The 26802-nt window shown below is 68.9% G+C and carries 32 protein-coding genes and 1 pseudogene; 13 read left to right on the top strand and 20 right to left on the bottom strand.

All coding sequences use genetic code 11. The features are described 5' to 3' along the window. Position 1 precedes the first annotated feature (1 nt). The 9 genes from AFER_RS06505 to AFER_RS06545 all read right to left on the bottom strand — a co-directional run bounded on the left by AFER_RS06505 (position 2) and on the right by AFER_RS06545 (position 7216). On the bottom strand, positions 2 to 1348 hold the full coding sequence (locus AFER_RS06505; protein ID WP_015798680.1) for a glycine--tRNA ligase: 1347 nt from the start codon (positions 1346 to 1348) through the stop codon (positions 2 to 4). A gap of 28 nt (positions 1349 to 1376) precedes the next feature. Further along, positions 1377 to 2126 carry a DNA repair protein RecO gene (gene recO / locus AFER_RS11075; protein WP_015798681.1) on the bottom strand — a complete coding sequence of 250 codons (750 nt, stop codon included), beginning with the start codon at positions 2124 to 2126 and terminating at the stop codon, positions 1377 to 1379. Then, positions 2123 to 2323: a hypothetical protein gene (locus AFER_RS12365; RefSeq protein WP_015798682.1), complete on the bottom strand. Its 201-nt coding sequence runs from the start codon at positions 2321 to 2323 to the stop codon at positions 2123 to 2125. Before AFER_RS12365 ends, recO begins: the two co-directional genes overlap by 4 nt. After that, positions 2320 to 3063 (bottom strand): polyprenyl diphosphate synthase, encoded by a 744-nt coding sequence (uppS, locus tag AFER_RS06520; RefSeq protein ID WP_049755379.1) that lies wholly within the window; start codon positions 3061 to 3063, stop codon positions 2320 to 2322. Before uppS ends, AFER_RS12365 begins: the two co-directional genes overlap by 4 nt. After that, positions 3056 to 3511, bottom strand: coding sequence for a heme-binding beta-barrel domain-containing protein (locus tag AFER_RS06525; protein ID WP_015798684.1), 456 nt, complete (start codon positions 3509 to 3511; stop codon positions 3056 to 3058). Before AFER_RS06525 ends, uppS begins: the two co-directional genes overlap by 8 nt. Before the next feature lie 65 nt (positions 3512 to 3576). Next, positions 3577 to 4440 carry a GTPase Era gene (gene era / locus AFER_RS06530; protein WP_015798685.1) on the bottom strand — a complete coding sequence of 288 codons (864 nt, stop codon included), beginning with the start codon at positions 4438 to 4440 and terminating at the stop codon, positions 3577 to 3579. Next, entirely contained in the window at positions 4430 to 5692 is a 1263-nt protein-coding gene (locus AFER_RS06535) for a hemolysin family protein (RefSeq protein ID WP_015798686.1), read from the bottom strand. The genes era and AFER_RS06535 overlap by 11 nt, the downstream gene beginning before the upstream one ends. Next, positions 5689 to 6234: an rRNA maturation RNase YbeY gene (gene ybeY / locus AFER_RS06540; protein WP_015798687.1), complete on the bottom strand. Its 546-nt coding sequence runs from the start codon at positions 6232 to 6234 to the stop codon at positions 5689 to 5691. Before ybeY ends, AFER_RS06535 begins: the two co-directional genes overlap by 4 nt. Beyond that, positions 6227 to 7216 (bottom strand): PhoH family protein, encoded by a 990-nt coding sequence (locus AFER_RS06545; protein ID WP_015798688.1) that lies wholly within the window; start codon positions 7214 to 7216, stop codon positions 6227 to 6229. The genes ybeY and AFER_RS06545 overlap by 8 nt, the downstream gene beginning before the upstream one ends. 60 nt (positions 7217 to 7276) lie before the next feature. Here AFER_RS06545 and AFER_RS06550 point away from each other — a divergent pair, with 60 nt between their 5' ends. Beyond that, the gene (locus AFER_RS06550) at positions 7277 to 7741 is read left to right on the top strand and encodes a hypothetical protein (protein ID WP_015798689.1); all 465 of its coding nucleotides are present in this window, start codon (positions 7277 to 7279) and stop codon (positions 7739 to 7741) included. Between the two features lie 59 nt (positions 7742 to 7800). Here the strand turns inward: AFER_RS06550 and AFER_RS06555 are convergent, their stop codons facing one another. Beyond that, the gene (locus AFER_RS06555; protein ID WP_083769320.1) at positions 7801 to 8142 is read right to left on the bottom strand and encodes a helix-turn-helix domain-containing protein; all 342 of its coding nucleotides are present in this window, start codon (positions 8140 to 8142) and stop codon (positions 7801 to 7803) included. 70 nt (positions 8143 to 8212) lie between these two features. On the opposite strand from AFER_RS06555, the gene AFER_RS06560 reads away from it, so the two are divergent. After that, a complete protein-coding gene (locus AFER_RS06560; RefSeq protein ID WP_015798691.1) occupies positions 8213 to 8926 on the top strand; it encodes an RcpC/CpaB family pilus assembly protein in 714 nt (237 codons plus the stop codon). Continuing rightward, the gene (locus tag AFER_RS06565) at positions 8919 to 10148 is read left to right on the top strand and encodes a hypothetical protein (RefSeq protein ID WP_015798692.1); all 1230 of its coding nucleotides are present in this window, start codon (positions 8919 to 8921) and stop codon (positions 10146 to 10148) included. The genes AFER_RS06560 and AFER_RS06565 overlap by 8 nt, the downstream gene beginning before the upstream one ends. Here the strand turns inward: AFER_RS06565 and AFER_RS06570 are convergent. After that, entirely contained in the window at positions 10112 to 10984 is an 873-nt protein-coding gene (locus AFER_RS06570; RefSeq protein WP_015798693.1) for an MBL fold metallo-hydrolase, read from the bottom strand. The two genes, AFER_RS06565 and AFER_RS06570, sit on opposite strands and share 37 nt — an antisense overlap. Positions 10985 to 11000: 16 nt before the next feature. Between AFER_RS06570 and AFER_RS06575 the strand changes: the two genes are divergently transcribed. Genes AFER_RS06575 through AFER_RS12015 form a run of 3 tightly spaced genes read left to right on the top strand, consistent with a single transcriptional unit; the run spans position 11001 to position 13812 of the window. Further along, entirely contained in the window at positions 11001 to 12197 is a 1197-nt protein-coding gene (locus AFER_RS06575; RefSeq protein ID WP_015798694.1) for a TadA family conjugal transfer-associated ATPase, read from the top strand. Beyond that, positions 12194 to 13012 carry a hypothetical protein gene (locus AFER_RS06580; RefSeq protein ID WP_015798695.1) on the top strand — a complete coding sequence of 273 codons (819 nt, stop codon included), beginning with the start codon at positions 12194 to 12196 and terminating at the stop codon, positions 13010 to 13012. The genes AFER_RS06575 and AFER_RS06580 overlap by 4 nt, the downstream gene beginning before the upstream one ends. Further along, positions 13009 to 13812 carry a hypothetical protein gene (locus tag AFER_RS12015; RefSeq protein ID WP_015798696.1) on the top strand — a complete coding sequence of 268 codons (804 nt, stop codon included), beginning with the start codon at positions 13009 to 13011 and terminating at the stop codon, positions 13810 to 13812. Before AFER_RS06580 ends, AFER_RS12015 begins: the two co-directional genes overlap by 4 nt. Positions 13813 to 13960: 148 nt before the next feature. Here the strand turns inward: AFER_RS12015 and AFER_RS11665 are convergent. Beyond that, positions 13961 to 15488: pseudogene (locus AFER_RS11665) on the bottom strand (IS1182-like element ISAcfe2 family transposase). Positions 15489 to 15671: 183 nt separating this feature from the next. Between AFER_RS11665 and AFER_RS06595 the strand changes: the two are divergent. The 7 genes from AFER_RS06595 to AFER_RS06625 all read left to right on the top strand — a co-directional run bounded on the left by AFER_RS06595 (position 15672) and on the right by AFER_RS06625 (position 20938). Next, positions 15672 to 15944, top strand: coding sequence for a hypothetical protein (locus AFER_RS06595; RefSeq protein ID WP_015798697.1), 273 nt, complete (start codon positions 15672 to 15674; stop codon positions 15942 to 15944). Between the two features lie 46 nt (positions 15945 to 15990). Next, positions 15991 to 16287: a hypothetical protein gene (locus AFER_RS06600; protein WP_015798698.1), complete on the top strand. Its 297-nt coding sequence runs from the start codon at positions 15991 to 15993 to the stop codon at positions 16285 to 16287. Continuing rightward, positions 16223 to 16672, top strand: a complete 450-nt coding sequence (locus AFER_RS06605; protein WP_041661740.1) for a hypothetical protein — start codon at positions 16223 to 16225, stop codon at positions 16670 to 16672. Before AFER_RS06600 ends, AFER_RS06605 begins: the two co-directional genes overlap by 65 nt. Next, on the top strand, positions 16659 to 17084 hold the full coding sequence (locus AFER_RS06610; RefSeq protein ID WP_041661741.1) for a pilus assembly protein TadG-related protein: 426 nt from the start codon (positions 16659 to 16661) through the stop codon (positions 17082 to 17084). The genes AFER_RS06605 and AFER_RS06610 overlap by 14 nt, the downstream gene beginning before the upstream one ends. Positions 17085 to 17093: 9 nt before the next feature. After that, complete coding sequence (locus AFER_RS06615; RefSeq protein ID WP_015798701.1) at positions 17094 to 17963, top strand: tyrosine-protein phosphatase; 870 nt, start codon at positions 17094 to 17096, stop codon at positions 17961 to 17963. A gap of 216 nt (positions 17964 to 18179) precedes the next feature. Continuing rightward, positions 18180 to 20156 carry an acetate--CoA ligase gene (acs, locus tag AFER_RS06620; RefSeq protein ID WP_015798702.1) on the top strand — a complete coding sequence of 659 codons (1977 nt, stop codon included), beginning with the start codon at positions 18180 to 18182 and terminating at the stop codon, positions 20154 to 20156. 185 nt (positions 20157 to 20341) lie between these two features. After that, a complete protein-coding gene (locus AFER_RS06625) occupies positions 20342 to 20938 on the top strand; it encodes an acetate uptake transporter (protein WP_049755383.1) in 597 nt (198 codons plus the stop codon). Here AFER_RS06625 and AFER_RS06630 read toward each other — a convergent pair. From AFER_RS06630 to rpsT, 8 genes are all read right to left on the bottom strand, one after another. Continuing rightward, on the bottom strand, positions 20913 to 21218 hold the full coding sequence (locus AFER_RS06630; RefSeq protein ID WP_015798704.1) for a hypothetical protein: 306 nt from the start codon (positions 21216 to 21218) through the stop codon (positions 20913 to 20915). The genes AFER_RS06625 and AFER_RS06630 overlap by 26 nt on opposite strands. Positions 21219 to 21458: 240 nt before the next feature. Then, the gene (locus tag AFER_RS06635) at positions 21459 to 21719 is read right to left on the bottom strand and encodes a hypothetical protein (protein ID WP_015798705.1); all 261 of its coding nucleotides are present in this window, start codon (positions 21717 to 21719) and stop codon (positions 21459 to 21461) included. 10 nt (positions 21720 to 21729) lie between these two features. Then, positions 21730 to 22821, bottom strand: a complete 1092-nt coding sequence (locus AFER_RS12575; RefSeq protein WP_015798706.1) for a coproporphyrinogen-III oxidase family protein — start codon at positions 22819 to 22821, stop codon at positions 21730 to 21732. Further along, complete coding sequence (locus AFER_RS06645) at positions 22818 to 23402, bottom strand: transcriptional regulator (RefSeq protein WP_015798707.1); 585 nt, start codon at positions 23400 to 23402, stop codon at positions 22818 to 22820. Before AFER_RS06645 ends, AFER_RS12575 begins: the two co-directional genes overlap by 4 nt. Before the next feature lie 51 nt (positions 23403 to 23453). After that, a complete protein-coding gene (locus tag AFER_RS06650; RefSeq protein WP_015798708.1) occupies positions 23454 to 24179 on the bottom strand; it encodes a 16S rRNA (uracil(1498)-N(3))-methyltransferase in 726 nt (241 codons plus the stop codon). A 2-nt stretch (positions 24180 to 24181) separates the two neighbouring features. Beyond that, positions 24182 to 25312 carry a molecular chaperone DnaJ gene (dnaJ, locus tag AFER_RS06655; RefSeq protein WP_041661742.1) on the bottom strand — a complete coding sequence of 377 codons (1131 nt, stop codon included), beginning with the start codon at positions 25310 to 25312 and terminating at the stop codon, positions 24182 to 24184. 20 nt (positions 25313 to 25332) lie between these two features. Next, positions 25333 to 26343: a heat-inducible transcriptional repressor HrcA gene (hrcA, locus tag AFER_RS06660; RefSeq protein WP_015798710.1), complete on the bottom strand. Its 1011-nt coding sequence runs from the start codon at positions 26341 to 26343 to the stop codon at positions 25333 to 25335. Between the two features lie 115 nt (positions 26344 to 26458). Continuing rightward, positions 26459 to 26728 carry a 30S ribosomal protein S20 gene (rpsT, locus tag AFER_RS06665; RefSeq protein ID WP_015798711.1) on the bottom strand — a complete coding sequence of 90 codons (270 nt, stop codon included), beginning with the start codon at positions 26726 to 26728 and terminating at the stop codon, positions 26459 to 26461. Positions 26729 to 26802 lie beyond the last annotated feature (74 nt).

Genomic DNA, 26802 nt, shown 5'->3' on the forward strand with positions numbered 1-26802 from the left:
TCTAGCGTTGATGGAACGTTAATGTCCGAGCACGCGGCCTCGGCGTGGCCGCCAAGCGCTCACGAACGTGGGCGACCAGGTCTGCGACCGGAATGCGTACCTGCTCGAGCGTGTCCCGATCGCGCACCGTCACGGCGCGATCCTCCAGCGAGTCGAAGTCGACGGTGACGCACCACGGGGTGCCGATCTCATCCTGGCGCCGGTAGCGCCTCCCGATCGACTGGGTCTCGTCGTAGTCGACGTCCACGATCGTCGCGAGATCGGCGAAGATCTCGTGCGCGAGCTCGACGAGGGCCGGCTTGCGCGAGAGCGGCAAGACCGCCACGGTGTAGGGCGCGAGATGAGGCGAGAGCCGCAGCACGGTCCGCGACTCCCCGTTGACCTCGTCGACATGGTAGGCCGCGAGGAGGAACGCCATCGCTGCGCGTGTGACGCCTCCGGCTGGCTCGATGGTCGAGGGGTAGTAACGCTCCTCGGTCACCGGATCGAGCACGGAGAGATCCTCCCCCGAGGCGGCGGCGTGGGCTCGCAGGTCGAAGTCGGTCCGGTTTGCGATCCCCTCGAGCTCACCGTAGCCCCAGGGAAAGCGGAACTCGATGTCGACGGTGCGTGACGAGTAGTGCGAGAGCTCGTCGGCGTCGTGCTCTCGCAGGCGCAGCCAATCACCCTCGAGGCCGAGCTCTTGATACCAGCGCAGTCGCTCCGCGATCCAGAAGTCGTGGGCCTCGGCGGCCACCGACGGATGCACGAAGTACTCCATCTCCATCTGCTCGAACTCGCGCGTGCGAAAGACGAAGTTGCCCGGGGTGATCTCGTTGCGAAAGGACTTGCCGATCTGCGCGATACCAAAAGGCGGACGCAGCCGCATCGCGCGCGCGACGCTCTGTGCGTCCACGAACATCCCCTGAGCCGTCTCGGGTCGGAGGTAGGCCTCGGCTCCCTCCCCCTCGACCGGACCGACGAAGGTGCGAAACATGAGATTGAAGGCCCGTGCCGGGGTGAGGTCGCGAGACCCGCACTTCGGACACACGCCATCGATCTGGTCTGCCCTCCAGCGCTCGTGGCAGGACCGACAGTCGACCAGCGGATCCGTGAAGTGCTCGAGGTGACCCGAGGCTCGCCAGATGGCCGGAGGCGTCAGGATCGACGCCTCGAGGCCGACCACCTCTCGGCGCTCTCGGACCATGTAGGACCACCAGGCCTCGCGGATCTTGCGGAGCAGAAGGACGCCAAGCGGCCCGAAGTCGTACGCCGAGCGAAATCCGCCGTAGAGCTCGGCGGACGGAAAGATGAAGCCCCGACGCTTCGTGAGGCTGACGACGGCGTCCAAGGTATCGGGCTCAGGCATGGCGCCAGTGTAGGAGCAACGACCCTGCTCATGGCGCGACGGGCCGGCTTGGGCGAGGCTCGGGCGCGACGTGGGCGAGACCGCGCAAGCGACGACCGAGGACCGCCTCGGCGATCCGGGTCGCGAGCTCCTCGAAGCGCCGCGCAGCCACGGCATCCACGGCGCGCAGTCCGTCGCGCGTACGCCCCTCGAGCACCAGCCGAGCGGCCCGCATCGCCGGAACCCCGATCGCGACCCCGCCGCAGGCGTCACAGCGCGCCTGCTGGGAGGCGGGGTCGATCCGAGTCAGCTCCCCCTCAGCGCCGCACGAACCACACCGATCGAGGCTCGGACCAAAACCTGCGAGCTGGACCGCCCGCAGCGTCAACGCGGCGAAGAGCTCTCGAGAAGGGGCCTCCACGAGTAGCCCGAGTCCGCGCGCGAGGAGCGCGAACAGCGCGTCGTCGCCGTGCCCGTCCTCGCTCAGACCATCGGCGAGATCGAGCAGCTCGTAACACCAACCGACGGTGTCCGGATCGAGGTCCCCACGTCCGGCGAGGTTCGCCGCGACGAGCTGGGCTTGGGCCACGCCGTCGAGCTCGCGCCCCCGCCAGCACTCCACGTCGAGCACCGCGGACGGCTGCACGATCCCTCTGAGGCGGCTCCTCGCGGCCCGCGCCCCCCGAACGGTGGCACGGACCTTGCCGTGCTCCCGGGTGAGCAGCAACGCCAGGCGATCTCGCTCCCCGAGCGGCCAGGTCCGCAGCACGACCGCAAGGTCGCGGTACCTTCCGCTCACGGCGCGCGACGTCGGAAGCGACGACGACGCCCCCCGACGATGAGCAAGGCGACGAAGATGACCCCGACGAGCACCATGGCTCCGATCCCGGCCGCACCCCCTCCGATCGCACCGGCCGCGAGGGCACCCATGACCGCCACCACGAGGGCGAGCAAGAACCACCCGGCCGCTCGCTGCAGTTGACCCGAGCCGCTCATCGGCCCACCCCGCCAAAGCGCCGATCGCGCCCCTGGTACTCGGCGATGGCCTCGAAGAGATGCTCGCGCCGTACGTCCGGCCAGAGGGTGTCCAGAAACACCAGCTCGGCATAGGCGAGCTGCCAGAGCAGGAAATTGGAGATCCGATACTCGCCCGACGTGCGCACCACGAGGTCAGGGTCGGGCATATCCGGAAAGTACAAGTGGGAGGCCACCGTCGACTCGTCGATCGCTCGAGCCGGCACGCCTTCGGCAACGATCCGTCGAAGGGCATCGACGATCTCGGCTCTGCCACCGTAATTGAAGGCCATCGTGAGCGTCAGGCGATCGTTGTGCGCGGTCAGCTCAGCCGCGAGATCCATCTCGCGCGTCACCGACGGCGGCACGCGCCGACTGCGTCGCCCCAGGAACCGAATCCGCACGCCACGATCGTTGAGCTCATCGCGCCGGCGGCGGAGCAGGCTCCGATTGAAGTTCATGAGGAAGCGCACCTCGTCGGGCGGGCGTCGCCAGTTCTCGGTGGAGAAGGCATAGACGGTCAGCCACCGAACCCCGACCTCGAGCGCCCCCTCGACCACGTCGAACAGCGCCGTCTCGCCAGCGGCGTGCCCCTGGGTGCGCGGCAGTCCATAGCGCTGAGCCCAACGTCCATTGCCGTCCATCACGAACGCCACGTGCAGCGGCACGCGCGTCGTATCGATGCGCTCGAGCGCCGATGGCACCTCGCTGGGCCTAGCCACGGCGCAGGCGTGACTCCAAGTGCTGGTGCATGCCCCGCTCCATGGCGTCCATCCAGAGCTCCGTCATGAGCTCATCCCCGCGCAACGTGAAGCGACGCTGCACCGCATCCACTCGCTTGGCGCTCGGCGTCGTCGCGACGACGAGTGAGGTCAAGGAGATGACGACACCACCCTCGGCTTCCTCGGCACCGCCCTCGAGGACCTCGACGATGCCCGTTGGCTGCGCCACGACGAGCTCGAGCCGACCGTTCGCGACGAAGCGCAGATACCCCACCTCGGTGTGGAGCGGCGATCCGTCCGGACCCGTCGTGTGCTGTTCCATGCGGAGGAACGGCCGACCATTGCTCTCGAAGCGCAGGCGCTCTTGGTAGCTGAACTCGGCAACCTCGGGATAGCTGCCGATCCCGCTCCCGGTCCAGGTTCCCTCGAGCATCTCTCGAATCGTCATCGCCCCTCCCCCGGCCAGCCCTCAGCCTAGCGAGGTCGGCGTCGGCGCGTCCGGGCGTCCGGACCTCACAGCCCCAGCTCGTCGAGCATCCGTGCGGATCGGCGCCAGTCGCGCTGCACCTTGACCCGGAGCGTGAGCGGCGGGTACGCGCGCAGCCGGCGCTGGGCCTGACGTCGCACGGCGGCCAGCACCCGTCCCTCGTGGCCGAGCACGATCGCACGCTGGCTCGGCCGTTCGACGTAGACGACGACCTCCACACCGTCGTCGCTCCACGACTCCACCTGGCACGCGAGCGCCTGTGGGAGCTCGTCGCGCAGATGGTGGAGGAACTCCTCGCGCACCACCTCGGCCACGTAGGTCGCGCGTGGGAGATCGAGCGCGACCCCTGCCTCGTAGAGGGCAGGACCCTCCGGCAACGAAGAGGCCAGGTAGGAGCGCAGCTCTTCGATCCCTTCCCCGGTTCGCACCGAAGCCACGAAGTACTCCGCGAGCGGCACCTGAGCGAGCTCGGCAAGGACCGCGAGCGTGCGAGCACGACGGACGCGATCGATGCGTGCGACGACGGCGACGTCGCTCGGCTTCAGACGGCTCGCGAGTTCTCGCTCACGAGCACCCACACCACGCTCGGCATCCACGACCAGCAGCGCCCGGTCCGCGCCGTCCCACTCGTCATCGACCCAGCGTCGCAGGCGCGCCGAGAGTTCGTCGTGCGCCGCTGCGATGCCGGGGGTGTCGACGAGGACGAGCTCCGCATCGCCCACGCGACTGATGACCCGCACGGAGCGCCGGGTCGTGTTCGGATGTCGAGACACGATGGTCGCGCGCTCGCCTGCGAGCGCATTGACCAGCGACGACTTGCCCACGTTCGTGCGGCCGATCACCGCAACGAACCCTGATCGGCGAATGGGAGGCGCGTCGTCAGGATCCATCGAGACCTCCCGGGTGGCGCTCGACGAGCACGGACGCGACCCGGTGACGCGCCACTTGGCGTACCTGGAGTCGCACCCCATCAACGTCGACTTCCTCACCGACGCGCGGCAGATGACCGAGCAGCCCCATGATCAGCCCCCCAACCGAGTCCCACTCGCCCTCGGGCAGCTCCTCGCCGATACGCTCCGAGAGGTCGTCGATGCTCACCGAGCCCCGCACCTCCCAGCGACCCTCCCCCAGCTCCACCACACCCTCACCACCGGCGTCGAACTCGTCGTGGATCTCGCCCACGAGCTCCTCGATGAGGTCCTCGAGGGTCACGATGCCCGCGGTCGAGCCGTACTCGTCGACGACCACGGCGAGGTGGAACTTCCCGTCGCGCATCTCCTTGAGCAGGTCCGCCACCGGCTTGGTCTCCGGTACGAAGTGGATCGGTCGCATGTGCTGGCCGACCGGCACGTCTCGAAGGCCAGTGTGCTCGAGTGCGAGCAGATCCTTCGCAAGGACGATGCCAAGGACGTTGTCGAGCGAGCTCTCATAGACCGGCAATCGAGAGCGACCAACCTCGATGACGACCTCGATCGCGCCCGCGACCGTCGTCTCCGCTGGGACGGCGACGACGTCCGGGCGCGGAACCATGACCTCCCGCGCGATCGTGTCGCCGAAGGAGATCACCGAGTGGATGAGTTCACGCTCGTCGGTCTCGATCACGTCACCCTGCTCGGCCGCGTCCGCCATGGCGAGCAACTCGGCCTCACTCACGGTGGCGCCGGGCGCGCGCCACGGCGTGAGCAGTGCCGACAACGAGGCGACGCCACCGGCCAACACGCGAATCGGCCAGAAGCGCACCAAGACGGCGACGATCGGAGCGAGACGCAGCGCAACCCCTTCGGGGTGCACCGCCGCGACGTTCTTGGGGATCGCCTCGCCCACCACGAAGATCACGAGGATCTCGACCGCCGTTGCGACGACGACCCCGAGCGTGCCGAAGACATGGTCGGCGACGACCCCGACCAGCGTGGCCGCGATGAGCTGACTGACGAGCGTTAGGAGCAACACCGTCGACAGGTACGTCGAGGGAGCTTCGACGAGCGAGGCCAAGGCGCGAGCGCCCCGCCGTCGCTGATCGACGAGCGCTTGGGCCTTGACTCGGCTCGTGCGTGTCAGGCCAGTCTCGGCCGCAGACAGGATCGCCGATACCCCGACGAGCAGCACGACCGCGACGAGGGACCACCAATCAGCGGTGCTCACCGCTCGCTCGCCACCTCAGCACCAACCTCGCCACGAAGCGCGCGGTAGCGCTCCAGCAGCGCCGCCTCCTCCGCCTCCATGCGCTCGGCGTCCTCGTCGGCCTCGTGGTCCCAACCTCGGATGTGCAAGATCCCGTGGATGAGCAGCAAGGCCACCTCGTCACCCACGCTCCCGTCGTGGCCACGATCGCCGCGGTGCTCAGGCGCGTTCGTACGGGCAACCTCAGGACAGATCACGACGTCGCCGAGGAGGGTCGGCAATCCCGATGCGGTCGAGGGACGGTGCTCGCTGGCGTCGTCGCCGACGTCGTCGATCGCGAAGGAGAGGACGTCCGTCGGCCCGACGCGGCCTCGATAGCGAGCGTTCAGGCTCGCGATGGTCTCCGCATCGACGAAGACCACCGACAGCTCGCTGACCCCGTGCACGCCGAGGGCGGTGAGCACCTCGGTCGCGAGGCGCGCCACCATCGCTTCGTGGATCTCGACGGCGGACTGCTCGTTCGCGACGACCACCGTGGCCGCGGGAGGCGCAGGATCAGCCACGGGACCCTGCCGCGGTGGGGTCGTCGTCGTAGGCCTCGAGGATCGCGCGCACCACGGGGTGGCGAACGATATCGCGCCGGTCGAGGCGCACGATCGACACGTCGGGGATGTTGGCGAGACGCCCGATGGCATCTAGGAGCCCGGACGTCCCTCCATCGAGATCGATCTGGGTCGCGTCACCGGTGACGACGGCGGTGGATCCGAAGCCGATCCGCGTGAGGAACATCTTCATCTGACCCGTGGTCGTGTTCTGAGCCTCGTCGAGGATAATGAAGCTCTGGTTCAGCGTACGGCCACGCATGAACGCGAGCGGAGCGACCTCGATCAGCCCTCGCTCGAGCAGTCGGAGCACTGCTTCGGGCTCGAGGAGATCGTAGAGCGCGTCGTAGAGCGGACGGAGATAGGGGTCGACCTTGGCCGCCACATCGCCAGGCAAGAATCCGAGCCGTTCGCCCGCCTCGACCGCCGGGCGTGTGAGCACGATGCGTTGCACCCGCTTGGCACGCAGTGCTGCAGTCGCCGCCGCCACCGCGAGATAGGACTTGCCCGTGCCGGCCGGACCGACGCCGAAGGTCACGGTCGAGCGTTGGATGGCTTCGACGTAGCGACGCTGGCCGGCCGTTCGCGGCCGCAGGCTGCGACCGTCGCGGGTACGCAACAGCTCGAGATCGCTCACGGCCGACGGGCTCTGCTCGTGACGCAACATCTCGACCACCCGATGCACGACCGCAGCTTCGACCGCGTCGCCTCGGGCAGCAAGCGCGAGCAACTCCCCAAGGACGCGCGCCGCGAGGTCCGCATCGGCGCCCGAGATCATCACCCCGCCGTCGCGCACGACGACGCGCGCCTGTCCGACCGCCTCCTCGAGCACCCGGAGCAGCTCGTCGTGGGCGCCGAAGACGATCGCCAACAGCTCAGGCCGATCAACGTCGACCCGCGTCGCCGCGAGCGGCGGGGTCAGGCCTGACGAGACCGCGCTCATCGATGCCACCCGCCCAGCACATGGCTCAAGTGCCCAGACCGACGCGCCGAGACGAGCCCCGTGGACGAGCGAGCACACGAACCCACGACACGGGGTGCCTCTCCCGACCGCGTGATCGACCTCGCGGACGTGCTCGCACGGACCGAGCGCGCCGAGGTTCGCCTCGTCGACGGCCGAACGTCCACCGGCTTCGTCGATGCCTGGTCGTCGAGGTGCGTACGCCTGATCCACCCGGGCGGATCGACGTCGCTCATCCCCACCGACGCGGTGGCCGTGCTCGCCATCTCGACCTCACGCGCCCCTCGCGCGCCAACGCTCGGCTCCTTCGCCGTCGAGCTCGAACGAGCGGGTCTCGGGGCGAACTGGACCCTGTGGTTGCGAGACGGCTCGAGCCTCGCGACGAGACGCATCGACGCACTCGGAGAGGACATCGCGCTCATCGTGAGCACCGAGGGCAGATCCCTCGTCGTTGCACTCCGCTCCCTCGTCCTTGCTCGCCGCTACGACCGCACGGCACCACAGTGACGGCTGTTCGCGCTGACACCACGCCTCTGGCGCCACCACGTTTCGACCGTACGGCACCCCTAGCTTAGCAGGCTCTGACTCGTCATCGAGGAAGCTCCGTGCACGCGTCGACTGCCGAGCGCCCCTGGCCGAACCCGGGCCGACTCGAGGAACGCATCGAGGTCCGAGCGTCGGATCCGCAAGTTCCGGCCGATCTGGTACGCCACGATGGCCCCATCGTCGATCAACCGATACAGCGTTCGCAGGGAGATGCCGAGCTCTTCGGCGGCCTCCCGAGTACCGAGCCACCCGTTCTCCATGGACACCTCCGTCGTCAACGCCCATGGTAGACACACAGCGCGATGAATCGGCACGAACGGCACTAGCTGACATTCCAGCACGACCACGACGGTTCCATCCATCGCTTGCGCACGAGGCGAGGTGGCGCTAACATCGCGGGCGCACGGAAGCACCACTGATCAAGGAGTGATCATGCGCAGCACGACGCTGCTGCGTGGCGCGCGCCGGACCTGGGATCGGCCAGCCGTCCGGTGGCCCTCGTTGGGTTCCTCGGCGCTACGCATCGTCGGATCCATCGTCCTCGCGGGCGTGTCGCTGGCCCTGCTAGTGGCATCATGGCTGGGTGGCGTTCGCAACGCCGGAGCAGCGGTTGGCGTGGTCGTCACGCGCCCGATACCTGCTGGCGCGACCATCGAACGCGCCGACCTCGGCCTCGCCTCGATCACCGTTCCCCAGGCGGTACGCGCCACGCTCCTTGCGGTCGACGACGCGGTGGGCCGCACCGCAGCCGTGACCATCGCACCCGGTACCCTCTTGGAGCGCTCGATGGTGCTCGGGCCACGACCACGGACGCCAGTGCGCTCGATCACCATTGCCGTCCCGTCGACCTCGGTCGCCTCAGGCGTCATCGAACCTGGTGATCGCGTCGACGTGCTCGCAACCACCCAGAGCGCATCGAGCCCCGCAACCCTCACGATCGCGACGCAGCTCCTCGTCCTCGACGTCCAGGCTTCCTCGGGCGACGAACTCGTGACCGTCGCGACCGACAGCCTCGACCAAGCTCTCGCCATCGCCCAAGCCCTCGCTACCGCCAAGGTCGATCTCGTGAACGCCACGGGCGTACCCGGAGACACGGTGCTATCGGTGTACCCACCCTCGATCGCAGGGCTCGCGACCCATGGATGAGCGTCCAGTCGTCGTCCTTCAGCTCGCGCACGCCAACGCGGTGCGCGCGCTCGCCGAGCTCGCACCCGTGGCACACGACCTGCGGTTGCGATGGGACCCGACCGGCGACGCGCTCGACCCGGCGACCGTGTCGGTGATCGTCACGGATCGCTCCGCGGCCGTGGCGCCCGGGGTCCGGCTCGTTCGAACGACCGACCCCAACTGGGTGGTCTCGCTTCGCGAGGCCGTGGCCGCACAACGGCCGCGCTCGGACATGTGTGGCAGCGACGTCGAACCCAACCGCCCCCACCCACTCTCACGCGACGAGCGCCCCCGGTGGTCAGGTCTCGACCACTCGGACGACACCGACGTCGGCGAGCACCACCACGTGGCGGCGGCATCCGCCTCAGACGATGCCGTGGGCACGGCGCCCGAGCACGACCTCGAGGTGCGTCGAGCGCGTCTCGTGGTCATCGTCGATCTCGGCTCGGCGAGCTCCGTCGCCATCGCACTCGCAGCCTGCGCCGGTCGGGGCACGCTCCTCGTCGATGTGCGCGATCGGCCGACGCTCTGGTTCCTCCATGACCTCGCCCCAGAGCTCACGACGACGGCCCGCATGCCGGAGCGGCCCTACGAGCTCGCACCCCCGCATGGGACCCTCGCCAACGAGCTCGTCCTGGCAGATCCGCTCAGCGAGCGCCGAACGCTTCGAGCCGCCACCCGAAGCTTCGACCTCATCGTGGTCGTGACCGATGCCCGCGACCACGCCGCCGGCGATGAACGATCGACGGCGCTGCGATCGCTGTGGCGCGACGCCCAGGCGACCGTACTGGCCGGAGCCTGCAGGCTGGAGGACCGCTACCGCATCCTCACCACGGCCGTCGCACTCTCCGCGCTGCGCCGTGACCTCACGGTCGCCTGTGTCGGCGCACGTGGGGCCTCGGCGCACAGCCACGCGACCGCGATCGTGCGCGCACTCAGCGAGCGTGTCCCGCGATCGGTCAGGGTCGACGGGTTCGGTCTCGAAGAGCTCGGCGACCAGATCCACGAGCGACGCCACCCGATCCCGGACCGCCTGGTGCGCCCCCTCCGTCCCGTCGTCCAAGAGGCTCGCTCGAGGCCACCGTTCGACCCGGGAGATCCAGACCTCCCGCTGGCACCGCTCGAGGGGCTCAGATGGCTCGTCCCCGAGGCGCTCGAGGCGATCTACCACACCTCGTCGGACGGCAAGGAGGCGTGGTGAGGGCCCTCCGTCGCGACGAGCGCTCGCGCCCGCTCGGCGAGCTCCGGCGCCTCGTGATCGCCCAGCCACACGAGCGTCGCGAGCGTCTGACGCACCGCCGCCTCGGTGACGATGGGATCACCGAGGTCGCCATAGATCGTCCGCACCAGTTCGCCGAGGTCGAGGCCTTCGCCGAGCGCCTCACGCACCTGATCGATGCGAGTACGTCGATGCTCTTCCAGGAACGTCAGGACCGCCCCGATGTGCGCACCTTCGACCACAGGCCCATGGCCGGGCAGCAGGCGGCGCGGTTCGAGCGAGGCGACGACCGTGAGCGACGCGAAGTATGCCTCGAGGGAGCCCTCCGGGTAGATGATCGCCGAGGTGCCCCGGCCCAGTACGTGGTCACCGGTCAGCAGCTGTCGATCGGGCGTGACGAACCCCACGTGGTCGGCTGCGTGACCCGGAAGCGCGACGACGACCACGTCCATCGCCTCGAGCAGCGCTTCGGCGCCGCGGCCGGATGCATGGACATCGCAGCCGAGCAGCGCCGCCAAGGGCTCCGCTGCTTCGGCGTGGTCAGGGTGGGCGTGGGTGGTGAGCACACCCCGCTGCCTCGCGCCCGCACGATCGATGGCATCGGCGATGGCCCCGAGATGCGCGTCGATCATGGGGCCGGGATCGACCACCACGGCGTGGGTCTGCGTCGAGAGGATGTAGGTGTTGGTGCCCTCGAGGGTCATCGGGGAAGGGTTCGGCGCGAGGATCCGCTCGATGCGCACCGGTCCGTGCCGCGACGGCCCCACGTCAGCATCGCGGGCGTCTCGGTGTGCATCGGCCTCGACCACGACTCCCACGTTAGGGGACGACGCGGTGGCTGAGTACCCCTGGCTCGACCGCTACCTGTCGCTGTGCGCTCGCCTCGAGCACGCGGTGCGCGCCGAGCTCGATCCCGCCGCCCTGCCCACCGACGCAGCAGCGCTCGACCAGCTCGCTCGCCGCCACGCCCTCGACATCGACGACCTTGCGGCCTCGGAACAACTCCTCGGCGCCGTCGTACGCTACGTCATCTTCTCGATGCGCGCGCTCGGTCCCCTGGAGCCGTTGCTCGCGGACCCCGACGTCGAGGAGATCTCGATCAATGCCCCGAGGGAGGTGTGGGTACGGCGCCGGGGGCGCTTCGCGCGCGCACCGCTCGGTTTCTACGACCACGAGCACGTGCGACGAGCGCTCGAACGCCTCACCACGACCGCTCGCGGCGCCCAACGCCAGCTCGATCCAGGCCAGGGCATCCAAGACTTCACGCTCGCCGATGGCTCTCGCGTCCACGTCGTCCATCCCGAACTCACCCCGCACGGCACCTGGCTCGTGAACATCCGGCGCCCGCTGGCGACCATCGGGCACGCCATGGCCGAGGTACCGCCCCTCCTGGCGAGCGCCGTGCGCGTCGGCGCCACGATCCTGATCGCGGGCCTACCTGGCGTCGGCAAGACCACACTGGCACGAGCGCTGCTCGATGGCCTCGACGACGCCGTGCGAGTCGTCGTCGCCGAGGAGGTCGGAGAGACTCGGCTCGCGCGTGGGAACGTTGCGCACCTGCAAACCCGCCGCCAACGGCCGGGGGTCGAGGCGATCTCGCTCCGTGCGCTCGTTGCGGCGTCGCTTCGCATGACGCCCGAGCGACTGGTCATCGGCGAGGTCCGAGACGAGGAGGCCCTGCCCTTCGTCGTGGCGGTCGCGAGCGGCATCCCAGGACTCTCGACGATCCATGCCCGCGAGCCCCGCGCGGCGCTCGAGCGACTCGCGACGCTCGCCGCCATCGCACCAGAGGCGCCAGGCACCGCGACGCTCCGCCATCTCGTGGCCGACGCGATCGACCTCGTCGTGCAGCTCGCCTGGCACGACGGACCACGAGTGACCGGACTCGTCGCCGTCGAGGGACTCAGCACCCCCGATGGCATGGGCCCCTTCGTCGTCACCAACCTGCTCGCTCCGGCCGCTACGCGGACCTCACGCCTCTTCAGCAGATTCCCACAGCTCCTCGAGGCACGCACGGAGCTCGTCGGATGAGTGCACACTTGCGCGACGCGATCGCCGGGCTCTTGGCACTCGGCGCCATCGCTGTGCTCGCCCTACCCGCCCTTGCCCGGTTGCACGCCCGTAGCTCCGCAGGACGCCGACCACGACCTGCGACCGTCGCGCTCGGGCTTGCCGGTGCGGCGATGATCACGCTGTGGCGTCTGCCGGCGATCGCCGATCTCATCGCGGCAGCGGCGCTCGGACTCGCCGTGGTGGGGACTCGTCGCCGCGACGCTCGCCGCGAGCTCACCGCGCTCGACGCATGGCACCGATGGCTCAGCGAGTTGGCACTGCGCGTCGGCACGCTCGGCGAGGCGCTGTCGGAGGCGTTCTGGGTCGCCGTGGAGCCGATCCCACCGGATCTTGCCCTTGCGATCGCACGGGCCAGATCGCACTTTCGCGTCGCTCGGGACTTCGCCGCAGCGATCGGCCTCCTGGGTGAGCAGGCCTCGGATGCGACGACCGCCACCGTATGCCGAGCGCTGACCACCCTCGATGGCCTCGCGACCCACGAGGTCACTCGCAGTCTCGAGGCGCTCGCTCGCGACCTCGATGCGCAACGAGCGGTGGCCCACGAACTCGATGCGCGGCTCGCGGGCGCGCGGCTGGCCCGCGGGCTCGTCCTCGCCGTCCCCGCACTCCTCGTCGTCGTCGGGATGGCGATCGCCGGACCGAGTGCCTATGCCACCCCGCTCGCCGAACGTATCGAGGCGGTGAGCCTGGTTACCCTGCTCGGCTGCTGGCTGTGGGCGTCGCACCTGCTCGTGCCGGTGGTTGCCGTTCGCGGCCAGAAGGAGGTGCCGTGAGTTCCTTGATCGGCCTTGGTGGTGTCGCGCTCCTCCTCGCCTCGGCGTGGTTGGCGACGACCGTGCGCGAGATCGTCCCGGCTCGGCTCCTCCGCCACCTCGAGCTCCCGCCCCCGTCACGTCCGGTCGCGCGGTGGGTCGCACGTCGCTCCGACGACTGGCTGCTGGCCACAGGGGTGCAGCCCGCGACCGATCTCGCTCGCTTCGCCGATCCGGCCCTCGGAGCCTCAGGATTGGTCGGCGCCGTTGGCATCGTGGGCCACAGCGCTCCCGCCGTGTCGGGCGCCCTGATGGCACCGGTCGTCGTCGTCGCGCTCCGCGTCGCCATGGTCATGGCCACCGCACGGCGCGTCCGCGAGCGCCTGCGCGCGACGTGGTCCAGCGAGCTCGGTGAGATCCGTCATCTCGTGGCCGCTGGCGCAAGCCTCCCCGGGGCCCTCACGACTCGTCGGGACGCCGACACCCCATGGTCGACGCAGTGGCACGGTGCCCTCGCCGAGATGGGCGAGGGCACCGACCTCGAGGTGGCGCTCGCGCACGTGGCGGAACGCCTGCGCGATGCGAACGTCGGGGCAGCGCTACGCCTGCTGGGGAGCTCGTGGGCGGTCGGCGCCGTGACCCCTGCGCTCGGCGAGCTCGAACGCGACGCGCTCGCACGCCGACGCGCCGACGCACTGCGTCTCGCCAGCCGACGTGAGCAGCTCGTCTGGATCCCCGTCGCGGTCAGCGCCCTCGTACCCGGCGTCACGTTGGTCGTCGTCCCGCTCGCCGCGGGCCTTCAGAAGCTCGTCGGCCTCTAGGAGCCCTCTGAACAAGCCCCTCCCTGGTGGTGGCTGAGCACGCCCACCCAGCCCGGGAACGAGCCCAGCTGACCCGTTCCCATCTCGCTCCTCACCCTCTCCTCCTCGCCCCTCCTGTGGGGCGAGGAGGAGAGGACCCGAGCGCCTCTCAGGTGGCAAGCACCCAGCCACCACCCACCCGGGTGAGCCCCAGGCGAAGGAGCACCTTCAGGTTCCAGGTGGCACAGAGCAGCTCGAAGTGGAGTCGGTTGCGCACGAGCCCCAGGTAGCGCAGCCTCGCGCCGGAGAGCTTGCGTTTGAGCTGTGCGTGGATCCGCTCGACGTTCGGTCGGGTGCGCTGATAGTCGAGACGAACGGCAGGGTCCCCAAAGTGCGCCCGCTGGCTGATTGCGTGCCAGGTGGCAGGGGTGAAGGTGAGGACCCGTCCTCGCTTCGAGCGCGTGCAGCGATCCCGGAGCGGACAGCCGGTGCAGTGCTTGACAAAGGAAGCACGACCCTTGGCGGAGATGGGTACTCGGTGTCCTTGGGGACAGCTGACCCATCCCTCCTCGACGACGAAGTCATCGATGGTAAAGCCACCAGGGACCGCCATGGCAAGGGGCCGAGGCTTGATCACCTCGTCGTGGCCACGAGCGGCGAGCTCGTTGGAGACCTCGCTCGTGGCATAGGCGCTGTCGCCATAGACCGTGCGCGGGCCGTCCTCGTCACGAAGGAGCTCGCTCGCCACTGCTGCGTCCGGCACGGTGCCCTTCGTGATGGTCGCAGCGGTGACGATGCCACTGTCTGGCTCGACGGCCACGTGGCCCTTGTAGCCCATCGATGGCACGGGCACGTGACTTGTGGACGTGGCGAGCGTCAGGGTCCACGGTGGAGATGACCCTGTCTGTGGCTACCCGCCTCGCGATGCGCCAGCGACCTTCCTTGGCATCGACACACTCCACGTCTTGGCCCGCCACGAGCCCAAGGAGACCAAGGGCTTCGGTCTGTGGCTCGGTGAGGGATGCGAGCTTCTCTGCATGGGCGAGGTGGGCAGTGGCATCGGCGACGAGGGCACTCACCGTGCGCACCACTGCCTCTTCGTCCCGATAGTCGATGGCAGGCTTTGCGCGGGTGTAGTCGATCGCTGGTGACAGAGGAATTTCGCGTAGTTCGGGGATCAGCCTGCGTACCCGGTTGATCTGGGCGACAAGTTGGGTCATGGTGTCTTGGGTGGCAACCGCATCGGCGAGCACGGTGGAGTCGACGACGCGCTTCGTCTTGCCCTTGAGCACCCCCGTGGCACCGATCACCTCGGCCACGAGCTCGCCGATGAGTCTTGGGGTCTCGGAGGTGGCGATGCGCCTGCGCCAGTAGGTGAGCACCGTGGGGTGAAAGCCTGGGTCCTCGAGATCAAGACCAAGGGCGTACTTCCAGCGGAGGTTGTAGCGGACCTGCTCTGTCGCCTCGGTGTCCGAGAGCCCCTCGAGCACCTGGAGCACCATGACCGCGAGCACCCTCGAGGCGGGGATGGAGGGTCTGCCGGTCGTGGAGGGGTAGAGATGGCGGAAGCGCTCGTCGGGGAAGAGCTCTCTGCGGTGCTCGGCGAGGAAGGCGTAGATGGACCCTGGCTCGATGAGCGAGGAGCAGAAGGCCTCCGTCGCGGTGAGGTGTGCCTGGTCTGATTCGGTGCCCAGCATGCAAAAAGTCTAGCTGAGCTGGGCAAATGGCGCTTGACAGGCGGAGGGAAGCGCTTCCCGTAGCCGCCCTACGTGGAGGAGTTGTTCAGGGGACTCCTAGGCACGCTCACCGAGACGAGCCGAGTTTCTTGCCTCTTTAGTCATTGTATGGTATCCTATGATCATCCACGGAAGGAGGTCACAATGCCGACACGGACGTTGGCTCCATCGACGCGCGACTGGTTCCGCCGAACCCTCGAGCGACGACGACGGATCGCTCGGAGTCTCGAGAGGCTGGTCATCGCCATCGTGACACGGAACGATCCCCTCCACGAGGCTGGCGAGGGCGTCGTGTCGACCGCGATCATCGTCGTGATCATGGCGTTCCTCGCGGTGGGGTTGTGGTTCGCGTTCAAGACCATCATGGCCAATGCCACGACGACCGTCTCGAATCAGGTCGCGCAGCTCGGGAGCTGAGGATGGCTCCTCACTCCTGGCGAGCCTCCTGGCCGCGGCTGGGACGGTGTGGATCCTCGCACTCGTCGCCGCCGTCGGCAGCACCGCGCTCGCCCAACTCCAGCTCAACGAGTGGTCCCAGGAGGCGGTGGCCGCTGCCGCGGCGACACTCGCCAGCGGCCCGACGGCCGCACTGGCCGCAGGCGACCAGGTCCTGCGCGCCGGACCGACCGTGGTCCGCGACGCGCACGCGACGTGGACCATCACGTCGACCACCGTCGCGATCGACCTCACGACCCATGCCCCGAGCGCACTCGTCGGTTCGGTCACGCTCGACGCTGCGGCCTCGCAGCGAGGACCGTGAACGCGGCTCGATCGATCTCGTCGCACTGATCGCTGCGCTCGCCGTCGTCGCATGGGTCCTCGGTCCATGGCTGGTGGCGATCCTGCGCACACTCAGCGCCGAGGCGACACTGTCACAGATCGCGTGGTCGCTGGCGCGCGGGGCCGAGACCACCGGGCAGCCACCGCCCCAGGCCGTCGCGGTTCCCGGCATCGGAACGGTCACGGTGAGCTGGAGTGGCAGTCTCGGTCGCTGCGGCATCGCGACGGTCACGACGCATGCGACCCTCGCTGCCCCACGCTTTGGCGTTCTCGGGCCAGGCGCGATCTCGCTCGCCGAGCGAGCGACCGTCTCGGGCGACGCCTTCGTCGGCGGCACGATCGTCGGGGCGTGTGGTGGGACGTGAGCGAGCCGAGGCGGGCTCGGCGCTCGTGCTCATCCCGATCCTCGCACTCGCGACCTCGATCATGCTCCTCGTCATCGGTGCGATCGGTGCGCTCGGTGTCCGCCACGCCCAACTGCGCAACCTGGCCGCGAGCTGCGCGTTGTACGCATCGCGTGCCGTGTCGACGACGGCCTGGGAAGCGACTGGCCAGCTCGCCATCGACCCGACGACGGCACGCCTGGACGCGGCGAGTTGCCTTGGCGCAAGCGGTGTCGCCCTGTCGGGTTGGTCGTTGACCGTCACGCCCCCGATGACCGTCACCGTGGCGCTCGAGGAACGCCTCGCGATCCCAGTCGTGAGCTGGCTCACCGGCTCGCCCGCACTGGTGCAGGCAACCGCAAGCGCCACCCAGTCGTCCTCCGGCCCCGGATAGGCTCGCTGTGTGCACGCCCTTGCCGTCGACGCGACCTTCGTGCGAGCCGCATCGGTCCTCGTCGTCGCACGCGATCGCGTCCCCGGTGCCTTCGCGAGCGCCTTTCGCCCCTGGGGCGACGGCTCGCTCCTCGCCATCGCGTACCAAGGAGACGAGCCCGCCCCGCTCGTGCGCCTCGTCGAGGACGGGACCACCCTCGAGATCGCGACACGCCGTGTTCGCCTCGATGGCGCCACCAACTTCCGCGATGCTGGGGGACTCCAGACGCCTCGAGGACCGCTGCCTTGGCGCCGTCGCTTCCGCTCCGAGAATCTCGCACGCCTGAGCACACGCGACTGGGACGTCCTCGAAGCGCTCGGGATCCGCCTCGTCATCGACCTGCGCGCACCCTCGGAAGCCGCCATGGCCCCGACGCGAGCACCGTCGTTCGTCGAGCTTCGACCGATGCCGCTCGCAGCGCCACTCGCGGGCGCCGAGGACGCCACCGAGGCCATCCTCACGGGCAGGCTCCAGAGAGTGACCCCCGATGACCTCATCGTCCACTACGAGCGACTCGTCAAGCACCACGCGTCGGTCCTCCACGCAGCCGCCGACGTCCTCGACACCGCACCCGACCCGCTGGTCGTGCACTGCACCGCCGGCAAGGACCGCACCGGACTCGTGGTGGCGCTCTGGCAGCTCGGCGCGGGTGCCGACCTCACCAGCGTGATCGAGGATTTCGCACTCTCGAACCTCCTCCGAACCGTGCCACGCTTCGTCGAACTCCGAGATCGCATCGCCGCAACCGGCACAGATCCACGGGCCGTCCAGCCCTACCTGAGTGCCGTCGTCCCCGCACTGCTGCACGCGCTGTCACTGCTCGGCGTGGTCACCGCCTGACACCGCGCACCGTCCGCGACGAACGTCCGGGCAGCGCAGGTGCCTCGAAGGCTCGGTGCACGATCGCGGAACCATCGTGGCTCGAAGGCCGGAATGCTTGCAGGTGCGCGTGCAACAAGCTACTGTCGGGTTTGGCCACCACGCACCGTGGGGGCATGGCACTCGTCGACACGTCACAAGCGCCACCAGCACAGACACGCGGACGAAGGAGGGGGCATGGCCGATCCAACGATCGAGGCGCTCTACGAAGAGAGCAGGCTCTTCCCTCCACCACCGAACGTGCTCGAAGGCGCAGAGGTCACCTCGCGCGAGATCTACGAGCGCGGCCGAGATCCCATCGCCTACTGGGAGCAGGAGGCATCGCACATCCAGTGGCGCACGCCCTGGACGAGCGTGCTCGATTGGTCGAACCCGCCCTTTGCGCGGTGGTTCGTCGACGCAACGCTCAACGTGACCGAGAGCTGTCTCGATCGTCACGCCGAGGCCACGCCCGACAAGGTCGCCTACTACTTCGAGGGCGAAGAGGGCGACACCAGGGTCATCACCTATCGCCAGCTCCTCGAGGATGTCTGCCGCTTGGCCAACGGTCTTGCGCAGCTCGGCGTCAGCAAGGGCGACCGCGTCGCGATCTACATGGGTATGATCCCCGAGTTCCCGATGGCGCTGCTCGCCTGCGCTCGCCTGGGCGCGGTCCACTCGGTGGTCTTCGGCGGCTTCTCCGCCGACGCGCTCGCCGATCGGATCAACGACGCCCAAGCAAGCGTGGTCATCACCTGCGACCAGTCCCGTCGCAAGGGCCAGACCATCGACCTCAAGCGCATCACCGACCAGGCCCTCGAACGATGCCCCAGTGTCCACCATGTCGTGGTCGTCGAACGCACGGGCGCCGACGTTCCCATGACGACCGGCCGAGACGTGCGCTACCACGACCTCGTCGCCGACCAGCCGGCCGAGCGGCCCGCCACGGAGACCTCGAGTGAGGACCCGCTCTACATCCTGTATACCTCCGGGACCACCGGCAAGCCCAAGGGCATCGTGCACACGACGGGTGGCTACCTGGTCGGGGTGTCGAGCACGCATCGACTGGTGTTCGATCTGCGGCCCGACGACGTCTACTGGTGCACCGCCGACATCGGCTGGGTGACCGGCCACTCCTACATCGTCTATGGCCCGCTCGCCAACGGGACCACGAGCGTCCTCTACGAGGGTGTGCCGGACTACCCCGATCGCGACCGCTACTGGGCGATCATCGAGAAGTACCGCGTGACCCAGCTCTACACCGCACCCACTTCGATTCGGACGTTCATGAAGTGGGGGGACGAGTACCCCGGTCGCCATGACCTGAGCTCGCTCCGCGTGATCGGCACGGTCGGCGAACCGATCAACCCCGAGGCGTGGATGTGGTACCGCGAGGTCATCGGCCAGAATCGTTGCCCAGTGGTCGACACCTGGTGGCAGACCGAGACCGGTGCGATGGTGATCGCACCGATCCCGACGGTGACGCCCACGAAGCCAGGATCGGCGACCATCCCTCTCCCCGGCTACCAAGCCGACATCGTCGACGACAACGGCGAGTCCGTCCCGCTCGGTGGCGGTGGCTACCTCGTGCTCACACACCCGTGGCCGTCGATGGCGCGAACGATCTTCGGCGATCCCCAGCGCTACATCGACACCTACTGGGCGCGCTTCTCCGATCGCGAGCACAACGTGTGGCGCTACTTCGCTGGCGACGGCGCCAAGCGCGACAACGACGGCTACTTCTGGCTGCTCGGGCGGGTCGACGACGTGATGAACGTCTCCGGACACCGCATCTCGACCCTCGAGGTCGAGTCGGCGCTCGTCGACCATCCCGCGGTTGCCGAGGCCGCGGTGATCGGAAGGGCCGACCCCATCACTGGCCAAGCGATCGCGGCCTTCGTGACGCTGCGCGCCGGCATCGTCGGTGACGACGCCCTCCTCGCGGCCCTCCGAGACCACGTCGCCGAGCGCATCGGCAAGATCGCCCGACCGGCCTCCATCGTCTTCACCGACGAGCTGCCAAAGACGCGCTCCGGCAAGATCATGCGCAGGCTCCTGCGCGACATCTCCGAGCAACGCCAGCTCGGCGACGTGACCACCCTGGCCAATGCGGACGTCGTCGCCGAGATCGCTGCGCGCGCCCAGGCACAGCAGACACCTTCCGACGATCGTTGAGACGGAGGCACCCGATGGGGTGCCACGAGCAGCACGAAAGAGCAGCAGCACCCACGTGGGTGCTGCGACCAATCGCCCGACACGGCCACAGCGCCCGCACGGACGTGTCGGGGTCAGCCGCGCCACCCGCGCGGGCAGCCAGCATCGTTGGCTGCAGCATCACAGGGGGAAAGGAAACCATACCGATGACCATGACTGACGCCCACACCGAGGTGGAGGTCTCGTCCGTCAAGGCGACCGCGGACCCGGGCCCGCTCGGGCTCGCTGGCTTCGCACTCACGACATTCGTACTCAGCACGATCAACGCCGGGATCGTATCGGGCACCCTCGTCGGTGTCGTTCTGCCCCTCGCGTTGTTCTACGGCGGTCTCGCCCAACTCCTGGCGGGGATGTGGGAGTTCAAGCGAGCGAACGGCTTCGGCGCGGTTGCGTTCACCACGTACGGTGCGTTCTGGATGTCGTTCGCTGCGTACGCCTACTACATCTTGCCGAAGCTGCCAGCGGCGACGGCCTACCAAGCGACCGGGCTCTACCTGCTCGCATGGACCATCATCACGGTGATCCTGTTCGTCGCGACGCTCGGGCTGACGCCCTTCTTGAAGATCCTCTTCGCACTGCTGGCCCTGACGTTCCTCGCGCTGACCATCGGGGCGCTTGGCCAGTCGACGTCGATGACCAAGATCGGCGGTTACCTCGGCATCATCACCGCGATCATCGCCTGGTACGGCGTGCTCGCCAACCTCACGAACCAGGCCTTCAAGCGCCGGGTTCTGCCCCAGTAGTACCGCGCGCTCGCTGAGCCTGAAACATCGCCGCCAACGGGGACGGTCCGAGGACCTCCCCAATGGCGGCGATGGCGCGTTCACGGCCCGCCCCATCGCCAGCTGCCACCGCGTCGGCGAGCTCCTCGAGCAGCGCAGGCAGCGCGTCGAGCTCGACGAGCTGATTGAGCGTGCGGATCTGGCGAGCCTCACGGCGTAAGCCCGTCGCATCGTCCGCTCCAAGGGCCACCGCTGCGCGCTCGATCGCGCTCACCACCGTCCGCTGCTTCCGTCCGTCCATCGCTCATCCTCCCGAGTGCGAGACGACGCTCCGACGAGGCCACCCTCGCCGCGAGCCTCCCGCGCCCTCGCGCGGCCCACCCATCCGTCGCCGGGTGGAGCGCTTCACTGCCCACGCGAACCGGTGCTCGAGACGCGCTCTGGCCGAGCCCCCGTGGTGATTCCGTCGGCTGCGCGCTTCGATGGCGCGCTGCCACCTCGGGCCACCGTCCGCCTGAGCGCCCCGACCCACGAGGTGAGCCTACGTGGGCGGATGGCCGTCGCGACGCGACGATGACTCGAGGATCGCAGCGACGACGAGCGCGACCTCGCGCACCTCGATCGCGAACGCCGCGAGATCAGCCACCGACCCCGAGTGGTGTCGTAACGCATCGGCCACCGCCTCACGCATCACCGGATCGAGGTGACGCTCGAGCACGTCGAGGAGGCGTTCGGTGACGGCCCCCTCGTCGTCGAGCACCAAGCCGAGCGCTTCCGCGTCGCGCTTCGTCAGGCGGCCCACCGTGCGTAGGCTAGCGCTCGTCCCAGCGAGCCACGATCTCGTCGGCGAGCAGACGACCGCGCACCGTGAGGCGACGTCGTCCGGGCGCGCCTTCCTCGAAGAACGCAGCCGCCCAGGCCGGGACGGCCTCCTCGTCGATCCCGTCGCGCTGACGGAGGGCGAGGTAACGAGCCTCGAGGACACGGGCGCTCGATGAAAGCACCTCGAGCCCCTCCGTCGGCACGAGACCCGCCCGCACCCGCTCACGCCACCTCGGCCAGCTCGCCACGTTCCACGAGCGCACAGGATCACGAAACGAATGCGCGCTCGGTCCGAGCCCGAGATAGGCGCCACCACCCCAGTAGGTCTGGTTGTGTCGCGACTCCTGGCCGGGGCGGGCCCAGTTCGAGATCTCGTACCACGCATAACCAGCCGCCCCGAGGACGGCATCGGCGACCTCGTAGCGGCGAGCCTGTGTCTCATCGTCGACCCGGAGCGACCGAAAGCGCGTGCCCGGCTCGACGGTGAGGGCGTAGGTCGAGACGTGCCCAATGCCGAGGTCGACGACGCCGGCCAAGGTGCGTCGCCACGACGCGTCATCCTCCAGCGGGTCACCGAAGATGAGATCGACGCTCACCCTGAGGTCTGCGAACGCCTCGACGACCGCACGGATCCGTCCGAGCGCATCTGCTGCGTTGTGTCCACGGCCGAGGTGGGCGAGCACGCGGTCGTCGAGCGACTGCAGCCCAACCGAGATGCGCCCGACACCGGCCTCCCGCCACCTCGCAACCCGCCCCACGGAGAGATCCTCGGGATTGACCTCGATGGTGACCTCGGCGCCGGAGACGGGGCGCGCGAGCCGAATCAGCCTCGCGACCGCGCCGTCATCGAGGTAGGAGGGCGTCCCCCCACCGAGAAAGACCGAGGTGGCGCAGAAGCGTTCGTCGACGAGGCCCTCCTCGACGCGGTTGGCAAGCTCGCGTTCGACGTCGTCGACGAAGTCGCGGTCGGGCTCGCGAATCGCGACCGAGAAGTCGCAGTAGGCACAGCGTCGCCGACAGAACGGGACGTGGACGTAGAGCGCCGCCTCCCGGAGGGGCTCGTCGCGACCGTCGACGCTCAGCGTGGCTCCGGCAGGGCCCTCAGACCCAAGCGGTCGATGTGCTCGATCATGCCCTCGAGACTCAAGCCGAGCAGTGCACCGATGATCCGCAGATCCTCGCGGCGCACCGTCATGACGCGACCGTTGAAGTCCTGGCGTTGCACCTGGATCATGCCGAGGTAGCGCTCGAGGAGCTCACGCTCGGGCCCCTCGAGGCTCCGCAGCCGCTGGAGATCGATGGTGCACTTCTCGGTCGTCGGCGCCGCCACCGATGCCGCCCGCTCCATCTCCGCGAGATCGATGGTGACGCGATCGTCGTCGAGGATCCGCGCGGCACGCTCCGTGGTGCTGACCGCTGGCGTCAGCTCACTCGTCGGCCTCGGGAGCAGCTGCTCGACGTCGACCCGATAGAACGCTGCCAAGCGCCGCAGCCGCGGCACCGAAATGGACCTTTCCCCCCGCTCGTAGGCGCCGAGCACCGAGGCCTTGAACTCCTTGGCCGAGAGCGCCTCGACCGCCTGGAGGCTGTAGCGCTGCTGCTTGCGCACCAGCCGCAAGCGGCGACCGACCTCACGTGCATACGCGCGCTCTGCGCTGTCCATCGCGATCCTCCTGTCCGCACCATGGTGAGCGCGCCCTCGCTCCGCTCAACCTCAAGCGTAGCCGCCCGCACACGCAGGGTCCACAATATTGCCACCAAGGGCGACGAGCAGTGCACCCGCGACCACAGCCGCCGTCTCCACACGGAGGATCCCGCCTGGCAAACGCACGCGCCGCACGTCGGCGAGGCCATCGATCCGGCCGGACTCAGGACCGATGACGATGCAGCGTACGTCGCGTCCCACGAGGCCACCTCCCGCCGGATCTGCCACGACGACGCCGTCTCGCGGGAGCTCGTCGAGTGTGCCGACGTCGTGGATCCGCACCACCCAGGGCACCTCTGCCTGCTGGGCCGCTTCCCGCGCGATGCGCTCGAGCCGACCGAGCTCGTGCGCTGAGAGCGGTTCGCCACCGCGACGGTCGTGGGGAGCGCGCAGGAGCCACAGATCGGCGATGCCGAGCTCGGCGAGCTTGGCGACCATCCACGCCAGGCGCTCTCTCGAGGGCGCATACGACGCGATCGATACCTCCGGCGTGCGTCGTGGCTGCGCCACGATCTCCCCGCACGCCTCGATCCGAGCCGTCCGACGCCCCACCTCCGCGAGCGTCGCGGCCCGTACGCGACCCCGACCGTCTCCGATCCAGATCGATGCCCGAGGCCCGAGTCGGCGAGCGCGCAGGTGGGCAGCCAAGGCATCGTCGACGACCGGGGCCTCGAGATCGTCGACGATGAAGAACGGTTCGAGGCGTCCGGTTGCCCCGTTGGCGTCGCGACCCACGCCTACTTGAAGGCGGAACGCAGCTTCGAGAGCAGCGACTGGTCGTGATGCTCGCTGACCAGCTCACCACGCAGGGCAGCGAGGCGCCGCCACAGCTCGTCCTCCTCGGCCGTGAGCTCGCTCGGGATCGTCACCTGGACCTCGACGATGAGGTCGCCGCGCCCGCGACGACCCGACAGCGCAGGCACACCTCTCCCCCGAACGCGCGTCGCCCACCCAGGCTGCGTGCCGGCGGGGATCTCGATGACCTCGAGCCCATCGAGCGTCTCGAGTTCGAGCTTGGTACCGAGCACCGCCTGCGGCGCCGAGATCTGGACACGGGTGATGAGATCGTTGCCGCGCCGCTCAAACCGCTCCGACGGCTCCACCAGCACGTGGACGTACAGCGTTCCCGGCTGACCACCACGGGGCGCTGCCGGCCCCTTGCCGGAGAGCTTGAGGACCAACCCATTGTCGGCACCAGGTGGGACATCGACCACGAAGCGGCGCTCCTGCGTGCGTCGACCCTCGCCTCGGCAGTCGGGGCACGGGTCGGCGATCACCGTTCCCTCGCCTCGACAGACGTCGCAGGTCGCCGTGGTCACCATGCGCCCGAGGAACGACTGGGTGATCCGCCTGACCGCACCGGTTCCCTGGCACTGCGAGCACACACGCGGCTGGGTGCCCGGCCGGGCGCCCGAGCCTTGGCAGGTGCCACACACCGCGGGCATGCGCAGGGAGATCTCCTTCTGCGCCCCGAAGACGGCCTCTTCGAAGGTGAGCCGCACCTCGGTCTCGATGTCCTCGCCGCGACGCTGGGCCCCTTGGGGCTGCTGCGTGAACCCGCCGAAGACGCTCTGGAACAGGTCGGAGAAGTCCGGCCCGAACGGCCCGCCGCCGAAGGGGTCTCCGGGCCCGAACGGTCCGCCCTGAACCGATCCCGTCCGGTCGTAGGTTCGACGCTTGTCCGGGTCGCTCAGGACGTCGTAGGCCTCGGTCACGAGCTTGAAGCGCTCCTCGGCGCCTCGATCGCCGCCGTTCACATCTGGGTGCAGCTGACGAGCGAGGCGCCGATACGCGCGCTTGATCTCCTCACTGGAGGCGTTCCGAGACACCCCCAGGACTTCGTAGTAGTCGACCACGTCACTCCTCATCGTCGACGCCGCACGCGGCGTTACCCGACCGCCTCTGCCACGCCCTCGCGCAGCGCCTCGACCACCACCGACGCCCCACCGTAGTCCATGCGCACCGGCCCCAACAGACCGATCGACCCGACGATGGTCCCGTCGACCTCGCACGGAGCGACGACGAGGGAGCAGTCGTCCAGAGCGGCGACCCCGCTCTCGTTCCCGATCGAGACCGGCTCACCTTCGTCGATGAGGCGGCGCAGCACCTCGACGAGCGACAGTCGTTGCTCGATCGTTTCGAGCACACCGGCGACCTTCGAGAGCTGATCGAGTGCGCTCGCGGTCTTGGCGACCTCTCGAACCCGAAGTTCCGGCCGCTCGCGCACGCGGCTCTCGTCGATCGCGGCGAGGGCCGCGAAGACGACCGCGTCCATCTCCGCATTCCCGCTCGGGAGGACGGCTAGTCGCTCCGACATTCGGTGCCCGCGCAACCGAGACGCGAGGAAGTTCCCTGCCGCGACGACGACCGACTCCGGCGGGGTCGGCTCGATCTCGAACATCGCACGCTCGAGCGCACCCCGCGAGCCGACGACGACCCCAAGGATCGTCGGTGGATCCAAGGGCACGAGATGGACGGCACGCACCACCTCGACCTCCGAGGACCACACCGCGATCACGGCCGTGTACTGCGAGTGCTCGACCGCGAGATCCAGCGTCAGCTCGAGGACGTCGTCCCACTCACCACGGGCAGCACGCAGGCGACCCACAATCTCTCGGCGCAGCCGCTCGATGAGCGTCGTATCGACACGCATGAGACGATCGACGAAGTATCGGTAGCCCTTCACGAGTGGGATCCGCCCCGACGAGACGTGGGGCTGTGCCAGGAAGCCCTCCTGCTCGAGCTGGGCCATCTGCGCGCGCACGGACGCCGGCGAGAGACCGAGGTGGGTCACATCGAGCACGTGCTTGCTCCCGACCGGGACACCGGTCCGGACGTACTCGGCCACGACCGCCATCAAGATGGCTTCTTGGCGCGGACTCAGCTGCTCTTCGACCACGATGTGCGCGAACCTCCCGTGAGGATGCTCGCCCTCAGTCTAGCCGCGCACGCGCCCACGCTGGGATTGCGCCCTTCGGCCTGGTCTCGAGGCCCAGGTCGCTCAGCCTCAGTGGCTAGGCCTCGGTGGCGCTGCGCTCTCGATTGACGGCTCGCATGAGGCGCGACTTGCGACGCGCAGCCTGGTTCGGATGGATGATGCCCTTCTTCGCGGCCTTGTCGAGTCGCTGGATCGCGGCACGGAGATACTGCTCGCCGTCGTCCGCGGTGGCGTTCTGGAGCGCACGCTTGACGCGCGTCTTCAACTCGCTCCGAACCGCCTTGTTCCGCTCGCGCCGGCGCTCGTCTTGGCGGATGCGCTTCAGTTGTCCCTTGATGTTGGCCATGACTCCCTCTCGGCGACGACGCTCTCGAATCCCTGCTTCGAAATCCTGCTTCGAATCCCTGCGCTCGCGGCGTT

Source organism: Acidimicrobium ferrooxidans DSM 10331, from assembly GCF_000023265.1.
GTDB classification, from domain to species: Bacteria; Actinomycetota; Acidimicrobiia; order Acidimicrobiales; family Acidimicrobiaceae; genus Acidimicrobium; species Acidimicrobium ferrooxidans.